This is a genomic window from Bradyrhizobium sp. BWA-3-5 (assembly GCF_032917985.1).
GTDB lineage: Bacteria > Pseudomonadota > Alphaproteobacteria > Rhizobiales > Xanthobacteraceae > Bradyrhizobium.
On sequence record NZ_CP136626.1, the window covers coordinates 5,138,287 to 5,157,439 of the forward strand.

General features: G+C 58.8%; 11 protein-coding genes and 6 pseudogenes. 10 read left to right on the plus strand and 7 right to left on the minus strand.

Going from position 1 to position 19,153, the window contains the following annotated elements; all coding sequences use genetic code 11:
* Nucleotides 1–2,431 precede the first annotated feature (2,431 nt).
* Both RX331_RS24750 and istA (RX331_RS24755) read left to right on the plus strand, forming a co-directional pair.
* Nucleotides 2,432–3,714, plus strand: a pseudogene (locus RX331_RS24750) (IS256 family transposase).
* Between the two features lie 476 nt (nucleotides 3,715–4,190).
* Nucleotides 4,191–4,859 (plus strand): annotated as a pseudogene (gene istA / locus RX331_RS24755) (IS21 family transposase); the annotation flags it as partial.
* 108 nt (nucleotides 4,860–4,967) lie between these two features.
* Here istA (RX331_RS24755) and istB read toward each other — a convergent pair.
* Together istB and istA (RX331_RS24765) are read right to left on the minus strand one after the other, a co-directional pair.
* Complete coding sequence (istB, locus tag RX331_RS24760) at nucleotides 4,968–5,744, minus strand: IS21-like element helper ATPase IstB (RefSeq protein WP_317258236.1); 777 nt, start codon at nucleotides 5,742–5,744, stop codon at nucleotides 4,968–4,970.
* Between the two features lie 17 nt (nucleotides 5,745–5,761).
* Nucleotides 5,762–7,311: pseudogene (gene istA / locus RX331_RS24765) on the minus strand (IS21 family transposase).
* Nucleotides 7,312–7,477: 166 nt separating this feature from the next.
* Between istA (RX331_RS24765) and RX331_RS24770 the strand changes: the two are divergent.
* The gene (locus RX331_RS24770) at nucleotides 7,478–8,113 is read left to right on the plus strand and encodes a Mu transposase domain-containing protein (protein ID WP_410708009.1); all 636 of its coding nucleotides are present in this window, start codon (nucleotides 7,478–7,480) and stop codon (nucleotides 8,111–8,113) included.
* A complete protein-coding gene (locus RX331_RS24775) occupies nucleotides 8,113–8,460 on the plus strand; it encodes an ATP-binding protein (RefSeq protein ID WP_410708010.1) in 348 nt (115 codons plus the stop codon). The genes RX331_RS24770 and RX331_RS24775 overlap by 1 nt, the downstream gene beginning before the upstream one ends.
* A gap of 17 nt (nucleotides 8,461–8,477) precedes the next feature.
* Here RX331_RS24775 and RX331_RS24780 read toward each other — a convergent pair whose 3' ends face one another.
* The 3 genes and pseudogenes from RX331_RS24780 to RX331_RS38970 form a co-directional block, all read right to left on the minus strand.
* Nucleotides 8,478–9,611 (minus strand): recombinase zinc beta ribbon domain-containing protein, encoded by a 1,134-nt coding sequence (locus RX331_RS24780; RefSeq protein WP_317252470.1) that lies wholly within the window; start codon nucleotides 9,609–9,611, stop codon nucleotides 8,478–8,480.
* Between the two features lie 69 nt (nucleotides 9,612–9,680).
* Nucleotides 9,681–9,911, minus strand: a pseudogene (locus RX331_RS38965) (recombinase family protein); the annotation flags it as partial.
* A 208-nt stretch (nucleotides 9,912–10,119) separates the two neighbouring features.
* Nucleotides 10,120–10,542, minus strand: a pseudogene (locus tag RX331_RS38970) (recombinase family protein); the annotation flags it as partial.
* Between the two features lie 472 nt (nucleotides 10,543–11,014).
* Here RX331_RS38970 and RX331_RS24790 point away from each other — a divergent pair.
* The 3 genes and pseudogenes from RX331_RS24790 to RX331_RS24805 all read left to right on the plus strand — a co-directional run.
* Nucleotides 11,015–11,482, plus strand: a pseudogene (locus RX331_RS24790) (ATP-binding protein); the annotation flags it as partial.
* A gap of 122 nt (nucleotides 11,483–11,604) precedes the next feature.
* On the plus strand, nucleotides 11,605–11,946 hold the full coding sequence (locus tag RX331_RS38975) for an IclR family transcriptional regulator C-terminal domain-containing protein (RefSeq protein ID WP_410708011.1): 342 nt from the start codon (nucleotides 11,605–11,607) through the stop codon (nucleotides 11,944–11,946).
* Nucleotides 11,947–12,425: 479 nt separating this feature from the next.
* Nucleotides 12,426–12,656 (plus strand): hypothetical protein, encoded by a 231-nt coding sequence (locus tag RX331_RS24805; RefSeq protein WP_317258377.1) that lies wholly within the window; start codon nucleotides 12,426–12,428, stop codon nucleotides 12,654–12,656.
* Between the two features lie 565 nt (nucleotides 12,657–13,221).
* Here RX331_RS24805 and RX331_RS24810 read toward each other — a convergent pair.
* Nucleotides 13,222–13,974, minus strand: a complete 753-nt coding sequence (locus RX331_RS24810) for an enoyl-CoA hydratase/isomerase family protein (RefSeq protein WP_317252473.1) — start codon at nucleotides 13,972–13,974, stop codon at nucleotides 13,222–13,224.
* A gap of 372 nt (nucleotides 13,975–14,346) precedes the next feature.
* Between RX331_RS24810 and RX331_RS24815 the strand changes: the two genes are divergently transcribed.
* From RX331_RS24815 to RX331_RS24825, 3 genes are all read left to right on the plus strand, one after another.
* Nucleotides 14,347–14,742, plus strand: coding sequence for a hypothetical protein (locus RX331_RS24815; protein ID WP_317252474.1), 396 nt, complete (start codon nucleotides 14,347–14,349; stop codon nucleotides 14,740–14,742).
* 57 nt (nucleotides 14,743–14,799) lie between these two features.
* Nucleotides 14,800–16,071 (plus strand): crotonyl-CoA carboxylase/reductase, encoded by a 1,272-nt coding sequence (gene ccrA, locus RX331_RS24820; protein WP_317252475.1) that lies wholly within the window; start codon nucleotides 14,800–14,802, stop codon nucleotides 16,069–16,071.
* Between the two features lie 1,519 nt (nucleotides 16,072–17,590).
* Nucleotides 17,591–18,343, plus strand: coding sequence for an enoyl-CoA hydratase/isomerase family protein (locus tag RX331_RS24825; protein ID WP_317252476.1), 753 nt, complete (start codon nucleotides 17,591–17,593; stop codon nucleotides 18,341–18,343).
* Between the two features lie 34 nt (nucleotides 18,344–18,377).
* Here the strand turns inward: RX331_RS24825 and RX331_RS24830 are convergent, their stop codons facing one another.
* Nucleotides 18,378–18,818, minus strand: a complete 441-nt coding sequence (locus RX331_RS24830; RefSeq protein WP_317252477.1) for a helix-turn-helix transcriptional regulator — start codon at nucleotides 18,816–18,818, stop codon at nucleotides 18,378–18,380.
* Between the last annotated feature and the right edge of the window lie 335 nt (nucleotides 18,819–19,153).

Genomic DNA, 19,153 nt, shown 5'->3' on the forward strand with positions numbered 1-19,153 from the left:
GGGGCGCAGCACAGACGATCTTCATAGAACCTCCGAGAATATCGGCTGCATAGCGATCAACTTTGAATTGTTACGAGCGACTAAATGAGGGTCACTGCTTTTATCGGGAAGAGTAGCCGCCGGCTACTATCAGCTTTGGTGTGCAGCGCTGCGAAGCCACGCCACCTCGATACGTGCCCGGTTAACACAACGACGTTTGGCTTCCGCCGAACAACGATACAGCGACGATGCGAGCACCGCACATCTTCTCGGAGGCAGGCTCGAGCGAGTCGAGGGGAACGCTCTGCAGTTTGGCGAGATAGTCTGGGATGCTGCCCGATCGCAGTGCCCATTTAGGACGATGCTTTGGGCCTCCGTTCCGCCCTAGATCGCACTAACTGTAACGGCTTGATGTGGGGCTCTGCTCAGTCCGTTCCGGAATGCGGACCGCCAGAAATCCGGTCCACCAAATGATGCGCCGCTGAACTTTATGGCCTTGATCGTCATAACGATATAACTTCAACCTGTCTTTGAGAACGCGCCGCTCGCAGGTGCGTTTGTGGTTTATATACTGTGTCTGGGAGCGGCGTCGCACCTACCAGGCCTGACGATCCGGTGTATGGCCGAGTAGAGGTGACAGCGAGCGGCAATCGATAGTAAGGGCTGCTTTCAGGTGACTGCCATCGATCTTTGCTAGACGAAAGCCGCTAGTCAGGATGGCACCTTTCTTGATCCAGATTTGAAGGCGTCGCGGTTGAGGCAGGATCCGCCATAGGCCGGCATAGTCGAGTTCGCCTTTCGTAGAATCTCGCGGACAACTGTTTGGGAACGAACGATAGCCCCTCGCGTAATGGCTCCTCGGCGCATCGATCGAGCGAGCGCAAAAGGATCATCTTTGCGTGCGTGCGCAAGCTGTTATTGCGCATCCTCGACTTCATGCGCGAATACGGCGCGGGCGCCCCCCGCCGACATAGTGAGGCTTGCCGGCGCGAGCGCCAATTTCTTGAGGCGAGCGAGCACGGATATTTTCCTATCACCTTTGCAAGCACCTTATGCGCGCCGCCCGGTCATCGGTGTGCTTTGCTGCGAAGGTTTTTGCGCGCTGCTGAAACGTTGAGGAATGGCTCGGCTTCTGCTGGCGGAACGCCCTGAATATCAGTCAATTGCACTCAGCAGCCGGAGAAGCGCAATTCGCCACGTCAAGTGCCCACCAAGTCTCGCGTCTTATGATTCCTAGGATAGATGATCGAGTGAATAGCGATGTTGCACTTCCCCTCAGAAACAGTAGGGGGACCTCCTTCCCTTTTCCTGTATACTTCATCGTCGAGACCGGACCGGTTCGCGACTAAAGCGCCACAAGCGGGAAAGCTCGAGGAGCCCGGAAGTCGCTCCAAGAGGCTTTGCTTAAAGGAGAGCCACACATCAGAGGATCACGAAGATTGGATGGCACATCCAAAAAACAATCCACGCCGGCCAAACGTATTCGGAGAATGCGATCTTTTGTCAGGCACCCGTTCAATTTCCGTTGAGCATTCTTTGTCACGGAAGGTCGTATGCCAATCGCGTTAGGAGTAGCCGCAAGACTTTACTTGAACAAGTTTGGTCAGGCCCTTGATCCGTCCAATATAGCGTGGTTACGGCCGAAGTCGAAGACACTGTCTTTGCGGTCGAACTTCAGCCGGGTCTCATCCCGGTTGCGTTCCCGCCGATCCGGACGCGTTGAAAAACAGAGCAATGAGAAACGTTCCAATTTCGTTGGACTATAACATGATCGATCACGCATCTTCTATTTCTAAGACACCTGCTGAAGCGACAGCTGGCGAGCCCCCGTGTCAGCAAATCTCGAGTAACGCAGAGGAGTTACGCTCGGAGGCCACTCAATCTGAGGTCGATAGTATACGGCAAAAGCAACTATTGAGCATTATTGACTTGCTTCGCTATGCGGAGGCTGAGATACTTGAGTTGCACATCGAAACATCGGCCGTCCTTGTGGGAGCCGCGATCACCGATCTCGCTCAAGATTTGGAGTAGTGCCGCAGCGAACGCGACCCTCTGAAAGCGGCCTACGTCGCCGGGTGCCGCGAGATGGAATGCAAGATGGATCCGGGTCGTCAAGTACTGTGCAAAGAAGTGGCAAGCTTTTTCTTGTCCATTTATTTGAGCCGACTAGCGAGTCTTCCAACGCGAGCACGCCAACGGGCGTTGGCCGAAGCCCGTGCGATTGTTAAATCGTCACATCGTTCGAGAAGACCTGTAATTATTGGAAACGTCAGCCGCGCTCCGTCATAGCCTTTTGCTGGTTGAGATTGCCGAACGCTATGGACTCGATAAGAACACCGCTCAATGATTCACGGTCCCGTAGCAGGGTTGGTAGGAATTGAAGGTGGCGTAGTCTCCGAGGTGATCAACCTCGAATCATCCGGCGTTAGAGCGCCGGACCGGTGACCACGCCATGACCAGCAATATCACGAAGTCGCATGCCCCGCAGTGTGAAGGAGAGACGGCTCCCCAGCTTTTCGATGATTGGTTCGATCCGATTGAAACTGCTGTGCGGGAACGAGCGCGGGAATTCATTGAAGAATTGATCCGCGGTGAGCTCGATGCGGCCCTTGCCCGTCCGCGCTACGAACGTAGCAGGAAGGTCGGCCATGAGGGAAAGCCGGCATGACGGGGCATCGGCACGGCAGCCGGCCCCGGTCGCTGATCGGCAGCTTCGGGCCGATTGAGATCGCGGTCCCGCGGGCGCGGCTCAACACGGCCGATGGCAAGACCACGGAGTGGAAGAGCCAGTCGCTACGGGCCTACCAGTCGCTACGGGCCTACCAGCGCCGCACACTGGCCGCAGACGCGCTGATCGCCAGCTGTTATCTGGCCGGCACCAACACGCGCCGTGTGCGTCGGGCGCTCAGCGCTCTGTTCGCTGGCGCGGTCGGCAAGGACACGGTGAGCCGGGTATGGCGCAAGGTGAAGAGCGACTGGGACGCCTGGAATGCCCGCTCGTTGGCCAATGAACCGATTGTGCGGCTGATTCTCGACGGCACCGTGGTGCGCGTGCGGCTCGACCGCAAGGCGACCGCCATCTCGCTGCTGGTCGTCATTGGTGTGCGGGCCGACGGCCAGAAGATCCTGCTCGCAATCAAGGCGATGGGGAGCGAAAGCACCGAAGCCTGGCGTGCCGTGCTCGACGATCTCATCCGGCGTGGGCTGCGGCGGCCCGAATTCCTCATCGTCGACGGCGCGCCCGGGCTTGAGGCCGCGATCGCCGCCGTGTGGGATGGCGTGCCGGTGCAGCGCTGCACCGTGCACAAGCACAGGAACCTGTTGGCGCATGCGCCCGAGCGGCTGCATGAGGAGATCACCGCCGACTACAACGACATGATCTACGCGGCGACGCCCGAGGAGATCGAGGCGCGGCGCAAGGCCTTCATCCGCAAATGGCGGCTCAAGCATCGTGCGGTGGCCGACAGCCTGCAGGAGGCTGGCGACCGGCTCTTCAGCTTCACGCGGCTGCCACCGAGCCAGTGGAAGAGCGCACGGACCACGAATGCCATCGAGCGGCTGCACGAGGAGTTCAAGCGACGGATAAAGACGCAGACTGTGCTGCCATCAGCGGACACCGCGGCGATGTTGTTCTGGGCTTTGCTCGCCTCCGGCCAGATCAACATGCGCAAGGTCGATGGCTGGAAAACACTCGCCACAAAGCCCATCGATCAGCCAATTGACCTCGCCGCGTAATCAGATAGCTTCACGATGTCGGAGGCTGCGCCACTTCCACATTCCAACCACATCCCGGACGGCACCATGATTCACCTTTACCCTCGGCTATCTAAAGAAGGATCCTTTGACCAAGCGCTATGGGCTTGGCTCAAATTCGTCGAGTTCGGTTCTTTTCTTCAGCACTCAGACGAACTCATCAGGAGTGTTGCGCCAGCATTCGCTGATTGCAATACCAGATGGAGGGAAGCCGTGGCGCTCTTCCGATTGGACGGCATCGTGATCACTTGGATCTACGGCCGTCCCGAGCCGATACTTCGCCGATAGTGCCCTCCGAGTTGGCGACAGGATGCCGGGATTTTTACAACTATAGGGCGAAGCATCTTGGCTTTCCTGTCGAACGAGGCGGCGGATAACGTTCTCGGGCGACATGGAAAATTGACCCCTCACGACACGAGGAATTGACCCCCTCGCGACACGGTCAGAACGGGGGTTTTATGCAGCGACTCAGTTCAGGTCCTCTGCGGTTCAAAGATCCGCGGAGGGAGGCCATGCTGGAGCCGGACGAGGTTTCGGCGATACTCCGGCTCAACGAGCTGGGGTGGGGTAGTAAACGGATTGCCTGGGAACTCGGGATTAGCCGCAACACGGTGAAGGACTACGTGGCGGCCGGCGGCTGGACGCCGTATCGGCAGCCGCACCGCAAAAAGGCGCTCGATGGCCAGGAGATCTGGCTCAAGGAGCGCCTGCGGCAGCACCACGGCAATGCCGACGTGATCCGCCAGGAGCTGGCAGCCGAGAAAGGCATCATCGTCAGCCTGCGCACGATCGAGCGGGCCGTCCAGCGCTATCGCCAGGAGCTTGCGGCCGAGGCGCGTGCGACGGTGCGGTTCGAGACACCGCCCGGCAAACAGCTGCAGATCGATTTTGGCGAGCGGTTGGTCGAGATCGGCGGCAGCAAAGTTCGCGCCTACCTGTTCGTCGCCACGTTGGGCTACTCGCGCCGGCACCATGTCAGGGCATTCCGCAACGAACGGCAAGAGAGCTGGTTCGATGGCTTGGAAAGCGCCTTCGTGAAGTTTGGCGGCGTGCCCGAGGAGGTGCTGTTCGACAATGCGCGTGCGCTGGTCGTGGAACACGATGCCGCGACGCGCACCGTCGTGTTTGCGTATTTCGCAAAAACGGGACAGCGGTTTCGCTAACTGAGGGACAGCAGTTTCGCTAATTCGAGGACAGCGTGGCGGCGCTGGCTTTTGGTTGCCTGGTTGTTGAAGTCAATTGGTATTCGTTTCGCTGTTTTCGACATCGGTCAAGGGGCGCGGGACTTTTTTCCTTCGCATGCTGTCACCTTCAAGGGCGATACGGTGGGCGTTGTGGATGATCCGGTCGAGGATGGCGTCGGCGATGGTTGGTTCTCCGATCATGTCATGCCATTGGGCGACGGGCAGCTGGGCGGTGATGAGGGTAGATTTGCGCCTGTAGCGCTCTTCAAAGATTTCGAGGAGATCGAGGCGCTGCTGATCATTGAGGGTGTGGGTTCCCCAATCGTCGAGAATGAGCAACTGAACACGTGCCAGCTTGTCGATAAGGCGCGGGAAGCGACCATCGAGACGGGCCATGGCGAGGTCCTCGAACAGCCGCGGCACACGCAGATAGAGGACGGAATGATCGAGCCTGGCGGCCTGGCGTCCGAAGGCACAGGCCAACCAGGTTTTGCCGGTGCCGGTTTGACCGGTGAGGATCAGGTTCTCGTGGGCTTTCAGCCAGGCGCCTTGTGCCAGCTGCAGGGTGTTGCGCCGGTCAAGGCCGCGGCGGGACGCGAAGTCGATCCCTTCGATACAGGCATCAACGAAGCGCAGCTTGGCTGCGGCGAGCCGATTGGTCAGGCGCCGGTCGGCACGTATGGCGGCTTCGCGATCCAGCATCAGGCCGAGCCACTCATCGCGGCTGAGAGCGGCGGCATTGTCCTGTTCGGCTAATTGCCGGTAGGCCGCCGCCATTCCGGCAAGGCCGAGTGCCTGCATCTCGTCGAGGGTCGGATGGGTCAGCATCATGATGGTCCTTTCCTTCATTGATAATAGGCTCCGCCACGAATGTTGGCGTGTGAGGGCGCGGCTTTGACGGGTTCGGCGGCGGGGCTCGCGCGGTCGAGCCCGGATTTGAGGATGGCGCTCACGGAGGAGTAGCTGATCGCGTTGATCGCGAGCGCCCTCTCGCAGGCTGTTTCCAGCCGACTGCGCTCGTAGCGCCGCGCCAGGGCGATGATCCCCATGGCGGAGCGATAACCCTGCTCGGGATGCCGGCGCTCACGCATCATCCGCTCGACCAGGATGGCGGCGTTGACGCCGATCCGCCCCGCCATCTTGATCAAGCTCGCTGGCGTCATATTGGCGTAACGCTGATGGGCCTTGGGCATGTGCTCGTTCACGGTGACGTGGCCACTGCGCTGAGAGCGGCGCACATGGCTGGCGACACGCGTGTGATCCTGGAAGATCTCAACAGCCCGATAGGTGAGCCGGACGTCCACCCGACGACCGATCAGCCGGTGCGGCACCGAGTAAAAAGTCTTGTCGACTTCGACGTGATAATCGGGATGTACCTTGGCCGTTTTCCACTCGGCGTATTCGAATGGCTCGCTCGGCAGCGGCGACAGCGCGTCGCGCTCGATCTCCTCGAACAGCTGCCGGCGGGATTTGCCGATATGGCGCATCGGCCGATTGTTCAGCTCCTCCAGCAATCCGCCGATCGCGGTATTGAGATCGGTCAGGGTGAAGAACCGCCGATGGCGCAGCCGTGCCAGAATCCAGCGCTCGACAATCAGCACCGCGCCTTCAACCTTGCCCTTGTCGCGCGGCTTGCGGCTGCGGGTCGGCAAAATCGTCGTGTCGTAGTCTCGGCCATGGCGGCAAAGGTTTGGTTGAGCGTTGGCTCGAACCACAACGCCTTGACCACCCCGGCCTTCAGATTGTCGCAGACGATCGCCTTGGGAACTCCGCCGAAGTACGACAAGGCCCGGGTCTGGCCTTCGATCCAATCTGGTAGTCGCTGACCGAAGCTCCCCATAGCGAAGGTCAGCGACGAGGCCCCGAGCACCGCAACAAATATCTGCGCCTGACGGACCTCGCCGGTTTGCGGGTCGATCACCTCCACCGTCGGGCCGGCATAGTCGGTCTGCATCACCGCACCCGCGGCATGGCGGTGGCGGAAGGTCGGGTTCGCCCGGCGTTGGTAGGCGGCAAACCTCTCGCAGAACCACGTGTAGCCATAGCCGTCGGGATGCGCCGTCCGGTATTCCTGCCACAGCAGCGTCAGCGTCACGCCCTTGCGCTTGAGTTCCTGGGCCACCCGTGGCCACTCGGGTTCGCTCAAGTCCTGAGGCGGGCGCCCGACCCGCCGGAACAAAGCCCGCTGTAACGCCGCCTCGCTCTCGTAAATCGCCGGCAGCGGCCAGCTTAAACCCGCTTCACGCGCCCGCAGCAGGTAGGTGGCAACCGAGGTCTTGCTGATCTGCAGCCGTTCCGAGATCGCCCGAACCGACAGGCCTTGCTCGTACGTCAGCCTCAGGATCGATCGTAGGTCCTTCACAGTGGTTCGTTTCGCTTGCTTCCGTCTCGGCATCGCCCCTCTCAAACTCAGCTTGAGAGAGAACATTGCCTGAACGGCGCTCCCGAAAAACCAGCTCCGTAACTGTCCGCGATTTAGCGGAATCCCTGTCCCGGAATTACTGAAATCACTGTCCGCGAATTACCGAAATCAGTGTCCGGGAATTGCCGAAACACGCATCGTGTTCAATGACAAGCTGACCGCGTTTGCCAAGCACTGGGGCTTCCGGCCACGGGCCTGCGCGCCATATCGCGCCCGCACCAAGGGCAAGACCGAGAATGGCGTCGGCTACGTCAAGCGGAACGCGGTCGCCGGCCGCACCTTCCGGAGCTGGGAGGCCTTTGAGGCGCACCTCGAGGCTTGGACACGGGAGATCGCCGATCTACGCCAGCATGGCACGACGGGCGAAGCACCGATTGAGCGCTTCAGGCGCGCTGAGGCGCATGCGCTGAAGCCCATAGCCGGGAGGCCGCCCTTCCAGGCCGCACGTGAACTGATCCGCCGCGTGCAGGCCGACTGCGCGGTGGAGATCGATGGCAACGCCTACTCTGTGCCATGGCGGCTGATCGGCGAGACGGTGAGAGCGACGATCGCCGATGGCGTGGTGCGCATCCACCACGGGATCCATGAGGTGGCCGTTCATCCGATCTGTGTAGGTCGGCGCCGTCGCGTTGTCGACCCTAAACACTTTGAGGGCCTGACTGGCTTTAAACCGAGCCGTGCTGGCGAGCTCGCGTTATCGCCTGTCGCGGCGCCATCGCCGACGCTGCTGCGGCCGCTCGGGGAGTACGAAGCGATTGTGGGAGGGGGCTTCTGATGCGAACCATTGTTCCCGACCGCCTGAGCGATATGCTGACGCGCCTGCAGCTGACGGCTGTCCGCGACCAGCTGGATGGGTTGTTGGACGAGGCCAGCCGTCGAGAGCTGAGCCTACGCGAGACCCTGGTGCTGCTGTGCGAGCGCGAGATCGCCCGCAAGGATGAGCGGCGCGTCGAGATGACGCTTAAACTTGCTCGCTTCCCGTTCGTTCGCGATCTGTCGGGCTTCGACTTCTCGGCCCAGCCCTCGCTGGATCCCAAGCAGATACGCGAGCTTGCGAGCGCCCGCTGGATTGCCAATGGCGAGAATGTGCTGCTGCTTGGGCCGTCCGGGCTGGCGACATGATCCGATACCTCACTACTTCATTGATATTCCAAGAGTCCCTGCCGTGGGTCGGGTGAGACTGCACGCCCGCTTTTGATCGCGGATTGCACCGCCGGCAAATCGAGGTCCATCTCCCGAATAACATAGGGCGCGCCCAGGCAAGCTTGCTTGGCCGGCAGCACTCCGTCCTTGATGAGACGTACAACAGTCATCTTGCTAACCTGCAAACGGCTCGCTGCTTCGTGCAAAATAACTTCGCCGCGCTCTGCCCGTTCGCCTTCCCGGTAGGCGGCAACGCCATGATCATTGCGGAAAGTCCGCACCCGTTGTTGCGTCCAGGTATTCCCCTTGGCGGTCCGTACTCCCAGCCGATTCAGAACCGATGCGATGTTCCCATCGGACAGCATGCGTGCCAGTTGGCAAATCAGCTGTTCGGTCGCGGCATCAGTCTTCCAGCGATGCTGCCCGGTCCGGTTCTTCACGACGTGGAGTAGAGTATGGTCGCCGCCCTTCCAATGCAGCTTGAGATGGAGATAACCAGGTTCTAAGGTCACGATGATCTCTTCGAGCACCGCTCGCAAAATTCTTTTCCGGATCACCGCCGAGGCGCCCGGATGCCTCCACAGCTGTTCCAGATCGGCTCCTAACGCTAAGATCTCGGCGCGCTCCGTGTCGGTCAATGCGGATGGTTGCTTGTCACGTGCAACAGCCAGATCGGCTTCAAGCCGCGCCACTTCCGCGAGCCGTTCATTCCATCGTCGTTCGAGATCTCCGGCGACCAGACGGTTTTCCGGATCAACCGCATTGTATTGTCGGTGCGCCCGCGCTGCTTCATAACGCGCCTGCTCAAGTGTCAACTCGATCTGCCGCAGTCGCTCGGTACCAGCGCGCTCGCGATCCGCGATCGCCTGCAGGGCAGCGTCGAGGCCGAGCGGCGCAATCACCGACAATACCTCCGCGGATACCGCCGCGTCGATCCGCATGTTTCCGAAGCCAATACACTTGGTCCGTCGACCATGATTAACGTTGGCATCGTTGCACACGTACCGCGCGATTCCCCGTAGCCCGTTATGCAGCACTCGGAGCTTGCGTCCGCAATGTCCACAGCGCAGCAGCCCAATCAGCAAGCCGCCGCCATTGCGTACTGATCCCGGCACCATTTCGCCCTTCATGTTGGCGTTCCCGTTGATAATTCGTTGATTGCTCTCGTAGTCTTGCCAGGAGATATAGCCCTCGTGGTGATCGCGAATCAGCACTTCCCAATCTTTCTGGAGCCGGCGCACCCCCCGCGCGATCAGCTTTCGGCCGACTTCGATTCGAACCTGCGAGCCAGTTCTGCCAAACACATAGGCGCCGGCGTAAACTGGATTGCTCAACAGCCGATGGATCGTATTGTAGCGCGGCAGCCGCCATTCCACCACGCGGGCCTCGCTCGCCGTACACGACAATCGGCATCTTGATGCCTTCGTCACACAGCCAAATCACAACTTGGCGGACGCTGCCGAACTCTGCAAACTTGCAGAATGCCAGATGGAGCGCTTCGCGCACGCGCTTGTCCGGGTCCAGCTCCAGACGATCGTCGGCGCTGCGCACATAACCAATAGCGACCGACGTATGGAGGTCGCCCCGCGCGGCCTTGAGGCGCAGCGCTTCCTGCGACCGCTGCCGCAAGATCGACAGTTCGAGCTCGCTGAATGTTCCTTTCATTCCAAGCAGCAGCCGGTCGTTCATGAGCTTTGGGTCATAGATACCGTCTTCATCAATGATCAGGCTGCTCACCAGGGTACAGAACTCCAAAAGTGTGTGCCAATCGCGGCCATTGCGCGCGAGCCGGGAAGCTTCAATGGCGAGCACAACCCCAGCGCTACCGGTACAGATCGCGGTCAACAAGCGCTCAAAGCCGGGGCGCGCCGTGCCACCGCCCGAACGACCAAGATCGTCATCGATAACGATCACATTCTCCCAGCCAAGCGCTCGAGCGCGGGTGGCAAGCGCATATTGACGGCGGCGGCTTTCGGGATTGTTGAGGAGCTGATCGGACGTCGATTGTCGCACGTACACGTAGGCGCTTCGTGACAAGTGATCGGGTGTGATCTTATTCATTGTTCGCCTCCCGCGTCTTTGCGAGAGCAGCGCTGCACTCGTCGAGAAGAAGCTTGAGTAGACCTGTGACTTCCGAGCGAACCTTTGGATCGAGTCGTTGATCGCGGATTGCGGTGGTTGTCAGCTCCAGAAGTTGCCGCCACTGTTGTTCCATCATCGCCTCCAACCGTCCGACTCGTTTCGGACGACGGTGACGAGGGTACGCGCAGTGCCGCCGCGAGGCTGCGAAGTTCGCGCAGTGAATCCAAGGAAAGCCGAGGGACTTCAACCATCGGCAGCGTCGCTGCCCACGTCTCTGTCATCCAGGCCGGCACCAAGATCCGGGTGCCATCTGCCTGCTCAATCACGAAATGCAAGCGATCGCCATGATTGACTCGCCGCAGAACGATGACGCGCTCGCCGGCGAGCGGATGATGCGGATATCGAATGGCAACTTCAAACGGCTGTTCTTGGGTAGTATGCCACGTGCTCGCCTGGCGTTGGCAAGACGCATCTTGCGGTCGCTCTTGGCCGCGAAGCAATCCTGGCTGGGCATTCCGTTCAGTTCGTCGCAGCCACGACTGTTGTTGCGCAGCTTGCTAAAGGTCACAGCGAAGGGCGGCTCGAGGAGCGACTCGCGCAATTTGCCAAGCCAAAGCTCCTGATCATCGACGAGCTCGGGTATCTGCCCTTTGAGCCCAATGCCGCGCACCTGTTCTTCCAGCTCGTTAGCCGTCGCTATGAGAGAGGCGCGATCCTGCTGACCAGCAACCGCAGCGTCGGCGAGTGGGGCTCGGTCTTCAGCGACCCCGTGGTCGCCACCGCGATCCTTGATCGTCTGCTGCACCACAGTCACGTCATCACTATCCGCGGCGACAGCTATCGCTTGAAGGAGAAGCGCCGCAGCGGACTGCTGCAGAAGCCCGCTGCACCAGAAGCCAAATCGGAGAAGAAGTCGTGAAGCAAGCCGCTCGCTCGCTACAGCGCTGTGACGGGCGCGCTTCGCGAGCGGCTTGCTGCAGTCCTGCAAACAACAACGGGGTCACTTCCTCATGTCGCTGAGGGGTCAAATCCGGACGTCGCTTGACAAACGTATTATGTCGTTCGCGCCGCGGCCCACACCACGAACTTGGCGAACTCGAGCGGGAGCTTCGCAGGATTCGTAGTGCCGGCTTTGCGGTCATCGATGAAGAACGCGCCGCCGGTGAGATCTCGATCGCGACGCCCCTGTTTCGTGCCGTCCCGATGGTTGCCTCCATAGGCATAGCTGCCCCGGCAACACGATGGAGGGTCAAGGGCGCCAGGAGCACCCTTGGCCCGGTTGTCACTGAACTTGCCCATACGGTTTCCACGTCAACATCCTTCCGAGACGCGCTCAATAGCATCTCGGGCAGATCCTCGAATAACAATAGTCGCGGGTCCTGATAGCTGATTGGCGGGATGTATTTGGTAACGCGATCTGCTGAGGCGCTTCGGCTGAACGGGTAAATGGATTCTTCTTTGGGTTCTTATAGGAGTGCACTGTGGTGTAATGCAATGCGACCGGTCTCAACATTCGAGGCTTCGAATTCCGCCGCCAGTACACTTGCTTGAGGTCCTCGCCAACACTAAAGCGGGATCAGTTCAGGTCGGATCGATTTAGGATTCTGAAATCAGCCGGTTTCTGATCCACCATTCTGGCTGCACGGGTGGCCGGCATGGATCGGCAAGCCTTACTCTCTGACCTTCGGAAGCGTGTAGTAGCGGCGATTGCGGGCGGCATGTCCCGCGATCAGGCAGCCAAGCAGTTTGGTGACAGGATCATCACGCATCCGCTGGATGCGGCGGCTCGATAAGACCGGCAGCGTTACTCCGGACTGGATGGGCGGTTATGAGCCGAAGGTGATTTCGGGAGAGCGCGCGAGTTGGCTGCGCGACGGATCAAGCACGGCAATTTCACTTGGGCGGGCTCGTCGCCGACGATCACCGAGTGCGGCCTGAAGGTTGGTTACCGTGGCATGGAGCTCGTCCAGCCCGAGAAGCTCAGCTTCAAAAAGCAGCGTGGTGGCTGGCGGACGCGACCGTCGCCGGGTTGCGGCGGTGAGGCCAGTGGACGAAATATCAAGATCGCGTCCAAACTGAGCCGCTGCTCTTAATCGACGAGACCCGGACCAGGGCAGAGATGGCTTCCTTGCGGGATGGGCGCCCGCGGGACGGGTCGCGGACTCGCTGCCAAGTTCCTCACTGCCGCTGGACGACCACACCCTTTTTTACTACTTCGCACCGTAATCCGAGCCGTGCAGACGGTTCATCGCCAGGACCGATCGATGCGCGCGGGCTTAGGGACCTATGTAAGATTCTTCTGCCGACCCTTCGCCCCGGCCACCTCCCATTGATAGTTTCGGCAGCCAGAAAGGTAAGCTCATCCGCTCTCCCGGCGCCAAGCTGTTCTTCCAAAGATATACACCGGCCCCCATCCAACAGGTCTGTGCGAAGCTCAAACATCTTCTCCGAAATGCTGGCGCTCGTCGGCGCGGTCTGCGCCAGGCGAGGTTCTGGAAGCCTCCTCCACCTCAGAAAAATGCACCAGGTATCTCCAAGTTCTGGCTATCGAATGTGCTCAAGCTTAGCTCGTCCTGCACAGACTGGATTAATTGAACAAGCCAGTAAAGTCATGGCCGGGGCGCTTGCGAACGTTTTCCTTCGCCCGAATTCCGGCCATTATCGTCGCAGAACTCGTGCAAAATGGGCCTGGGCGGACTTACCAAGAAACCCTTCTACAAGAATTTCTTTTGCACCGGGCGCCAGGTCCCGGAGCCCCGCAATGAAGGAGCGGTTCCTAGACTGCTTCGTTCGCCGAAAAGTGACTTCCGGATAGTCGCCAAGGACCGCAGCTCGCGAGACCGCTCTCTCGACGATACCCTTCGGCGCCGTAATCTCATTAAAAAGTTTGTGCTCTGTGCCCCATGCCACCGAGACAGCCTCGCAGCCGAAAATAATGTCCGACATCGCGGCGCGCCCAAGCGACTTCTCGAGCATGTAGGCGCCGATTGGGCAAGCAAGACCATGCTTGAGTTCCCACCCGAGGGCCTTCGTTGTTGGCGTTCCCACACGCCAATCGCAGCAAAGCGCCATCTCGAGTCCGGCGCCTATAGCATATCCGTCAATCCCCGCAACAATTGGCTTTGTTACGCTTAGAATCGTGACGTAGAGCTCAATGATGCGATCTATCAACTCCTCAACGTCGGCCCTCGTTTTAACTTCCCTTGCGTCGTTTAAATCCTCACCGACGCAAAAGGAGCGGTCCACTCCGCCAGTAAGAACCATTGCCTTGACGGCGGGTTCGTCCTCCACCCGTCGACAAGTCTCGACGATGCCTCGCTCAAGCTCTCGGTTGAGCGGGTTTACCGACTTCTCGCGATTGAACTGGGCCACAAGGACGGCATCCTTCTTGTAAATATTCAGCGCAGACATGCACATCTCCCATGTGAGTTGCCGGAGATCATCGCTTCGAGCGCTGAACGACTTGGGTAGATCGTAGCGCCTGCAAACGACGTGGGATCCTGGCGGGCCAACCTACTCACCTTTTGACCCGGTCTTCTCGAATAGCTCAAGTCTTATGCACTTCTTCGAGCGAAGGCAATGATGTATTCTAATTATTGTTGCATCTTTTTGGTTGACTATTCTCATAATGGATGTTGATGCTTTTGTTCGGTCCGATCGATCGGTTAAGGAACAATTCGCCATCGAAAGGCCTACGCGACGCGGGGCGCTCAGCTTCTCAGCTCGAAGGGTACGATCATGGAGAGCCTATCAAAACACGAAGGGGTGAGAGTCGGAGGAAAAATGTCGCGGATCGAGAATGTCCGAAGAAATACTCAGTGTCGCATCGTTAGGTGCCCCGAGCATGGCTATGGGAATCGCCTGGCGAGAAGAGAGCTCGCGCTGATTGTCACACGTCACCGATTGCACCGAAACGAAATCGTTGTTGCACCGAAACGTAATCGTTGGCTTCACCGCCTCGCCGATGCTGTGTCGTTTGGATGCAATGGACGCTCGTCGGAAATTGCCGGCCTGAGAAAGATGCTGAACGCAAACGCTTCGCGGATGTCTTCACTTGCTGAACTTGGATCGCCGACGCTGATCTCGGCAGTCCGCAAGGTGCTGCAACTAACGGCCGCAACCATCCAACTGATCCTGTTGCGGCAAAGGCGGCCGGCGGCCATCCGTGCGATGAGCTGAGGTGACCGGTTGAACTCGTCGCCGCACCAAGCTCATTTTCATTTCATCGAGGCATAGATGAGCGGAACTAATCAACATAGCGGCCCCCCTCCGGTGGCGAGCTACGCCCAGGCAGCAGCAAAGGACCTTTACGATATTGGCGAAATTCCGCCGTTGGGTCGTGTACCGAAGCACATGTATGCCTGGGTGATACGCCGCGAGCGGCATGGGGATCCTGAAATTGCGATGCAAGTAGAGGTAGTTGACACGCCCCCAGTGGGCCCAGAGGAAGCCCTGGTCATGATTATGGCCGCCGGGGTGGGATACAATGGTGTTTGGGCGTCTCTCGGGCAGCCAGTCTCGCCTATCGACCTGCATCGGCACTCTTGTCACATCGCTGGGTCCGATGCCGCGGGAATTGTTTGGGAGGTCGGCGAGCGCGTGAAGAAATGGAAGGTGGGTGACGAGGTTGTTCTGCATTCCCATCAAGACGACGGCGACGATGTCGAATGCAACGGCGGCGATCCCACACTCTCGCTCTCCCAGCGAATCTGGGGTTATGAAACTCCGGACGGATCCTTTGCGCAATTCGCACGCGTTCAATCACGTCAGCTATTACTCCGGCCAGCGCACCTAAGCTGGGAGGAGAGCGCCTGCTATGCGGGCACACTCGGGACAGCATACAGGATGTTGTTTGGTCATCGGCCACACGTCATCCGACCAGGTCAAAACGCTTTAGTGTGGGGTGCAGCTGGAGGGCTTGGCTCGATGGCAATCCAACTCGTAACTGTGGCGGGAGCCAACGCGATTGGCATCGTTTCTGAGGAGTCGAAGCGTGATTTTGTGATGTCGTTGGGGGCCAAGGGGGTGATAAACCGGAAAGAGTTCGACTGTTGGGGTCGACTTCCCGACATCAATAGTACGGCTATATACAGCGATTACATGAACGAGGTGCGCCGCTTTGGCAAAGCCATTTGGGAGATTACGGGAAAGGGCAACGACGTTGATATCGTCTTCGAACACCCGGGAGAAGCGACATTTCCAGTCAGCTGCTACGTCGTGAAGCGAGGCGGAATGGTCGTCTTCTGCGGTGGGACCTCAGGCTACAACCTTACGATGGATGCACGTTTTGTCTGGATGCGGCAGAAAAGAGTCCAGGGCAGCCACTTCGCGAATCCATATCAATTGTGGGAAGCGAATCGGCTTGTTTTGGACAGACGCATAGATCCCTGCCTGTCCGAAGTCTTCACGTGGGCGGGAATTCCGCGCGCACACACAAAAATGTGGAGAAACCAGCACCAGCCCGGAAACATGGCCGTTCTTGTCCAAGCAAGCGCGGCGCGGCGTTAGATAGAGGAGACCGTAACCGGCAAAGGACAGAGATGATGTGGCTGGAGAATGGCGATTGGGGCTGAGTCCTCCCTTGCAGCGGAGCTTGATCTCGGCTGTGATCGCCAGGCGGATCTTTAGCAGGCTCGATCTGTCGTGCCAGACGTAGTCGTTGACCTTCTGCACCCGTGTTCGGATTGACGACCTCGTAGGACCGAGCTGAAGGTGACCGCCACTTTAGTACGGATGCTCCTTCTCGTCCCGATGGTTGCATTCGAGGGATCGGCGCTCGTCGAGATCCAATCCAGCGTTCGATTCCCCTACGCTGAGCACCGGCATTCGATGATCTCGGACAATCCCGCGATCACCGGTTTACCTGGCCACCAATTCACCCGTTAATTCGTTCATGAACTTAGGTCGGCAGCGGCTTTCCGCGTTCAGCGACCACGAACCCGTCAACCCGTCGGCGCCCGCCGAAGTTCTTTGAACACCCTGCCCCGACGAACGACACATACGATGCTGTTCCTTAGGAGTCTCGTCTCGTACTACGTGTGCGCGTCAAGCCCGCGGGTGATCCCGGTTGCATCGGATTTAGGCGGCGCAGGAGTGCAGCGTCTAGCCTCGCGGTTCTCGGGCGGCTCGTTCGGCAAATTGATTAAGGTCCGGCTGAGCCATGCTCCTCGAGCCACCGTCGCTCGTTTGCTCAAAGAGACGCGGGTTGGCGAGCGGGCGCGTTTCCCCTTGGTGCGCCTGAGCATTGCTCTGCCTGACGTAGGCGCCTCCTGTTGTGCTCCTACAACAGATCCATGTTCAGATAGAGATGGTGTTCGAGCCCGGTCTCATGTCGCTCCGCACGGATGAGCCGGAAGTCACTATCGGCATTGAGGAAGACTCCTAACCCATAGCTGCGTGCCTGATCTTCTCGTTGGGGGACTCCAGCATTTGGTCGTTTCTGGGTGCGCCAGCGGCGGACGGTGAAGTTCTCCTCAAGGAGCTTCTCGCATCGTGCGGCTTGTTGACGGTGCTGATCGCCGAGGCCGAGAACGCGGCCAGCTCCGTCGCGAACGCGCTCATTGCTTCCGAGCACGTTGGACGGGGATTCTCATCTTCGGAAGGTCGAGTGCGCCAATTTTGAGCTGATCTTAACGCTCAGCCGCCGCGAATGCCGCCGCCAAATCTCGCTGTACCGGTGCGCCTCGGAGCGCTTCTCTACCCCAAGCGCACTCGCATTGGCTTTAGTTCATCAGTCGAGCGTCGACACTAAAGTTGATGGCGACAAGTAGCCGACCACTTCTGTAGCGCCATCCAGGACGCTCATTGTTCAACAGCGGTGAGCGGCATGGGTCCTCTTTAGCGTGCAGCAGCAGCGGCAACTCCATTAAACGTAAGCATCCGCGCAACTTCCAACCCGAAATTTCTCATTATAGATGTTCTAAAGGATTGCTACATTCTCTATATTGGTGTATCCGGAGTCATCCTGGATTCCAAGGCGGTGGGCAAGCCGCTACCTCACGGATGCGGGCGATTGAGTGGAGAGAGCATGGCCATTCTAGAAACGGAAGCTCGAGGCGCGGTTCTAGTCGCGCGGTTCAACCACGCCAACGCTCACAATCCGATGAGTCTAGAACTCGAGAACGCCATTCGCTCCGTATGCCGGGATACAGACGACAATCCTGCGATACGGGCCTTAGTATTGACAGGGGGGAATGATCGATCCTTTTGCGCCGGTGGTGATTTTAACGAGGTCGCCCAGCTTTCTGGACGCGCGGCGGTGGAGGCGTATATTGATAGGGTAATTGATTTTTATTCTACGATACTCAAAGTCGGGAAGCCGATCGTTGCCGCAGCGGGCGGATACGCAATAGGCGTTGGCTTTCAGCTCGCGCTATGCTGCGATTGGCGCGTCGGATCGCCGGGAACTAAGCTGCTTATGTGGGAATTGAAGCACGGAATCGCCTGCACAGTCGGCGGCTATATGCTCGAAAGTTTCGTCAGTCGAGCGGCGATGTCTGACATCATTTATGGATGCGAGCCCGTCTCCATTTCGTGGGCGGCGGAGCACAAACTGCTTCACGAGGTGGCTGATTCGAGACATCTTGTGGAGACTGCCATCGCGCGAGCGCAGATTCTTGCTGAAGTTCCGGAAGCCGCTTTTCGACTAACGAAACACTCGGTTAATCAGGGCTTCCTCGCTGGTTTGCACGGCATCGTACCAGACACCAAAGAAACAAATGTCGCTGGCGTTGCAAGCAGGGCCGCACAGCAACACTTCAAAGGCGTGCTTGGTCGGTAATCCTAACCCATTGCAAGCGAAAGTGAGAGCGGTTCTATCGTCTAAGTTTTGACTTCGATAGTTTTGCGACCAACGAAACAATATCCGCTCGAGCCTCTTCGTCCTTGATCTTCATGAAGGCCGTGACAAGCTCGAGGACTTGTTTCGCCAATTTGCCCTTTTGCGCGCCGAGCATTGCATAAACCTCGGAGAACGGCGCCGCTTTTCGCGGCGACTCGCGTTCGTCGACGTCGAAGAAATGTGATATGGGCGTGTTCAGTGCCCGGGCAATTTCGTAGAGCCGGCTGGCCGGCACCCTGCTCGTGCCATTCTCGTGCTTTTGCAACTGCTGAAAAACTATGTCCAGCCGACTCGCAAGTTCCTTCTGACTGAGGCCGATTCGCTTTCGTTGGCCTCGAATTCGTTCGCCAATTTTGACGTCAAGATCATTGTACGTCACGTTAGGTCTGACCTTCGATTTTTGTAGATAGAACAAAATTAGCTCATAACATTTCCAAATAATTCGTTCAACTGAACTGCGGTTGCTGGGCCGCTTTCAAACAATACCGCGTGGGCATCAGGTGTCCCCGCCGCGATCCCTGGCCAGAAAACGCGACATTCGACGCTTCTGGTGCCTTTACGCCAGGCCTGATTTATTGCGGTGGAGACCTGAAGTCCGGCCCAAATGACATGCTGATAGGCCGCGTGCCCCCGGATTATGACCTTGCATGGAACGGGGGAACCTGTCGCTCTGATGTTAAAGGAGAGCATCGAACGGTCGCCGCCCGAGAGATGGCGAGTACCGACGCGGCACAGGGGCGATTTCGACAT

Bases quoted from the DNA above. Each gene is read 5' to 3' on its own strand.
- RX331_RS24810 (WP_317252473.1), bottom strand. From the start codon at position 13,974: ATGTCTGCGCTGAATATTTACAAGAAGGATGCCGTCCTTGTGGCCCAG.
- RX331_RS24775 (WP_410708010.1), top strand. From the start codon at position 8,113: ATGCGAACCATTGTTCCCGACCGCCTGAGCGATATGCTGACGCGCCTG.
- istB (WP_317258236.1), bottom strand. From the start codon at position 5,744: ATGCTGACCCATCCGACCCTCGACGAGATGCAGGCACTCGGCCTTGCC.
- RX331_RS24780 (WP_317252470.1), bottom strand. From the start codon at position 9,611: ATGAAGGGCGAAATGGTGCCGGGATCAGTACGCAATGGCGGCGGCTTG.
- RX331_RS24815 (WP_317252474.1), top strand. From the start codon at position 14,347: ATGTCGCGGATCGAGAATGTCCGAAGAAATACTCAGTGTCGCATCGTT.
- RX331_RS24825 (WP_317252476.1), top strand. From the start codon at position 17,591: ATGGCCATTCTAGAAACGGAAGCTCGAGGCGCGGTTCTAGTCGCGCGG.
- ccrA (WP_317252475.1), top strand. From the start codon at position 14,800: ATGAGCGGAACTAATCAACATAGCGGCCCCCCTCCGGTGGCGAGCTAC.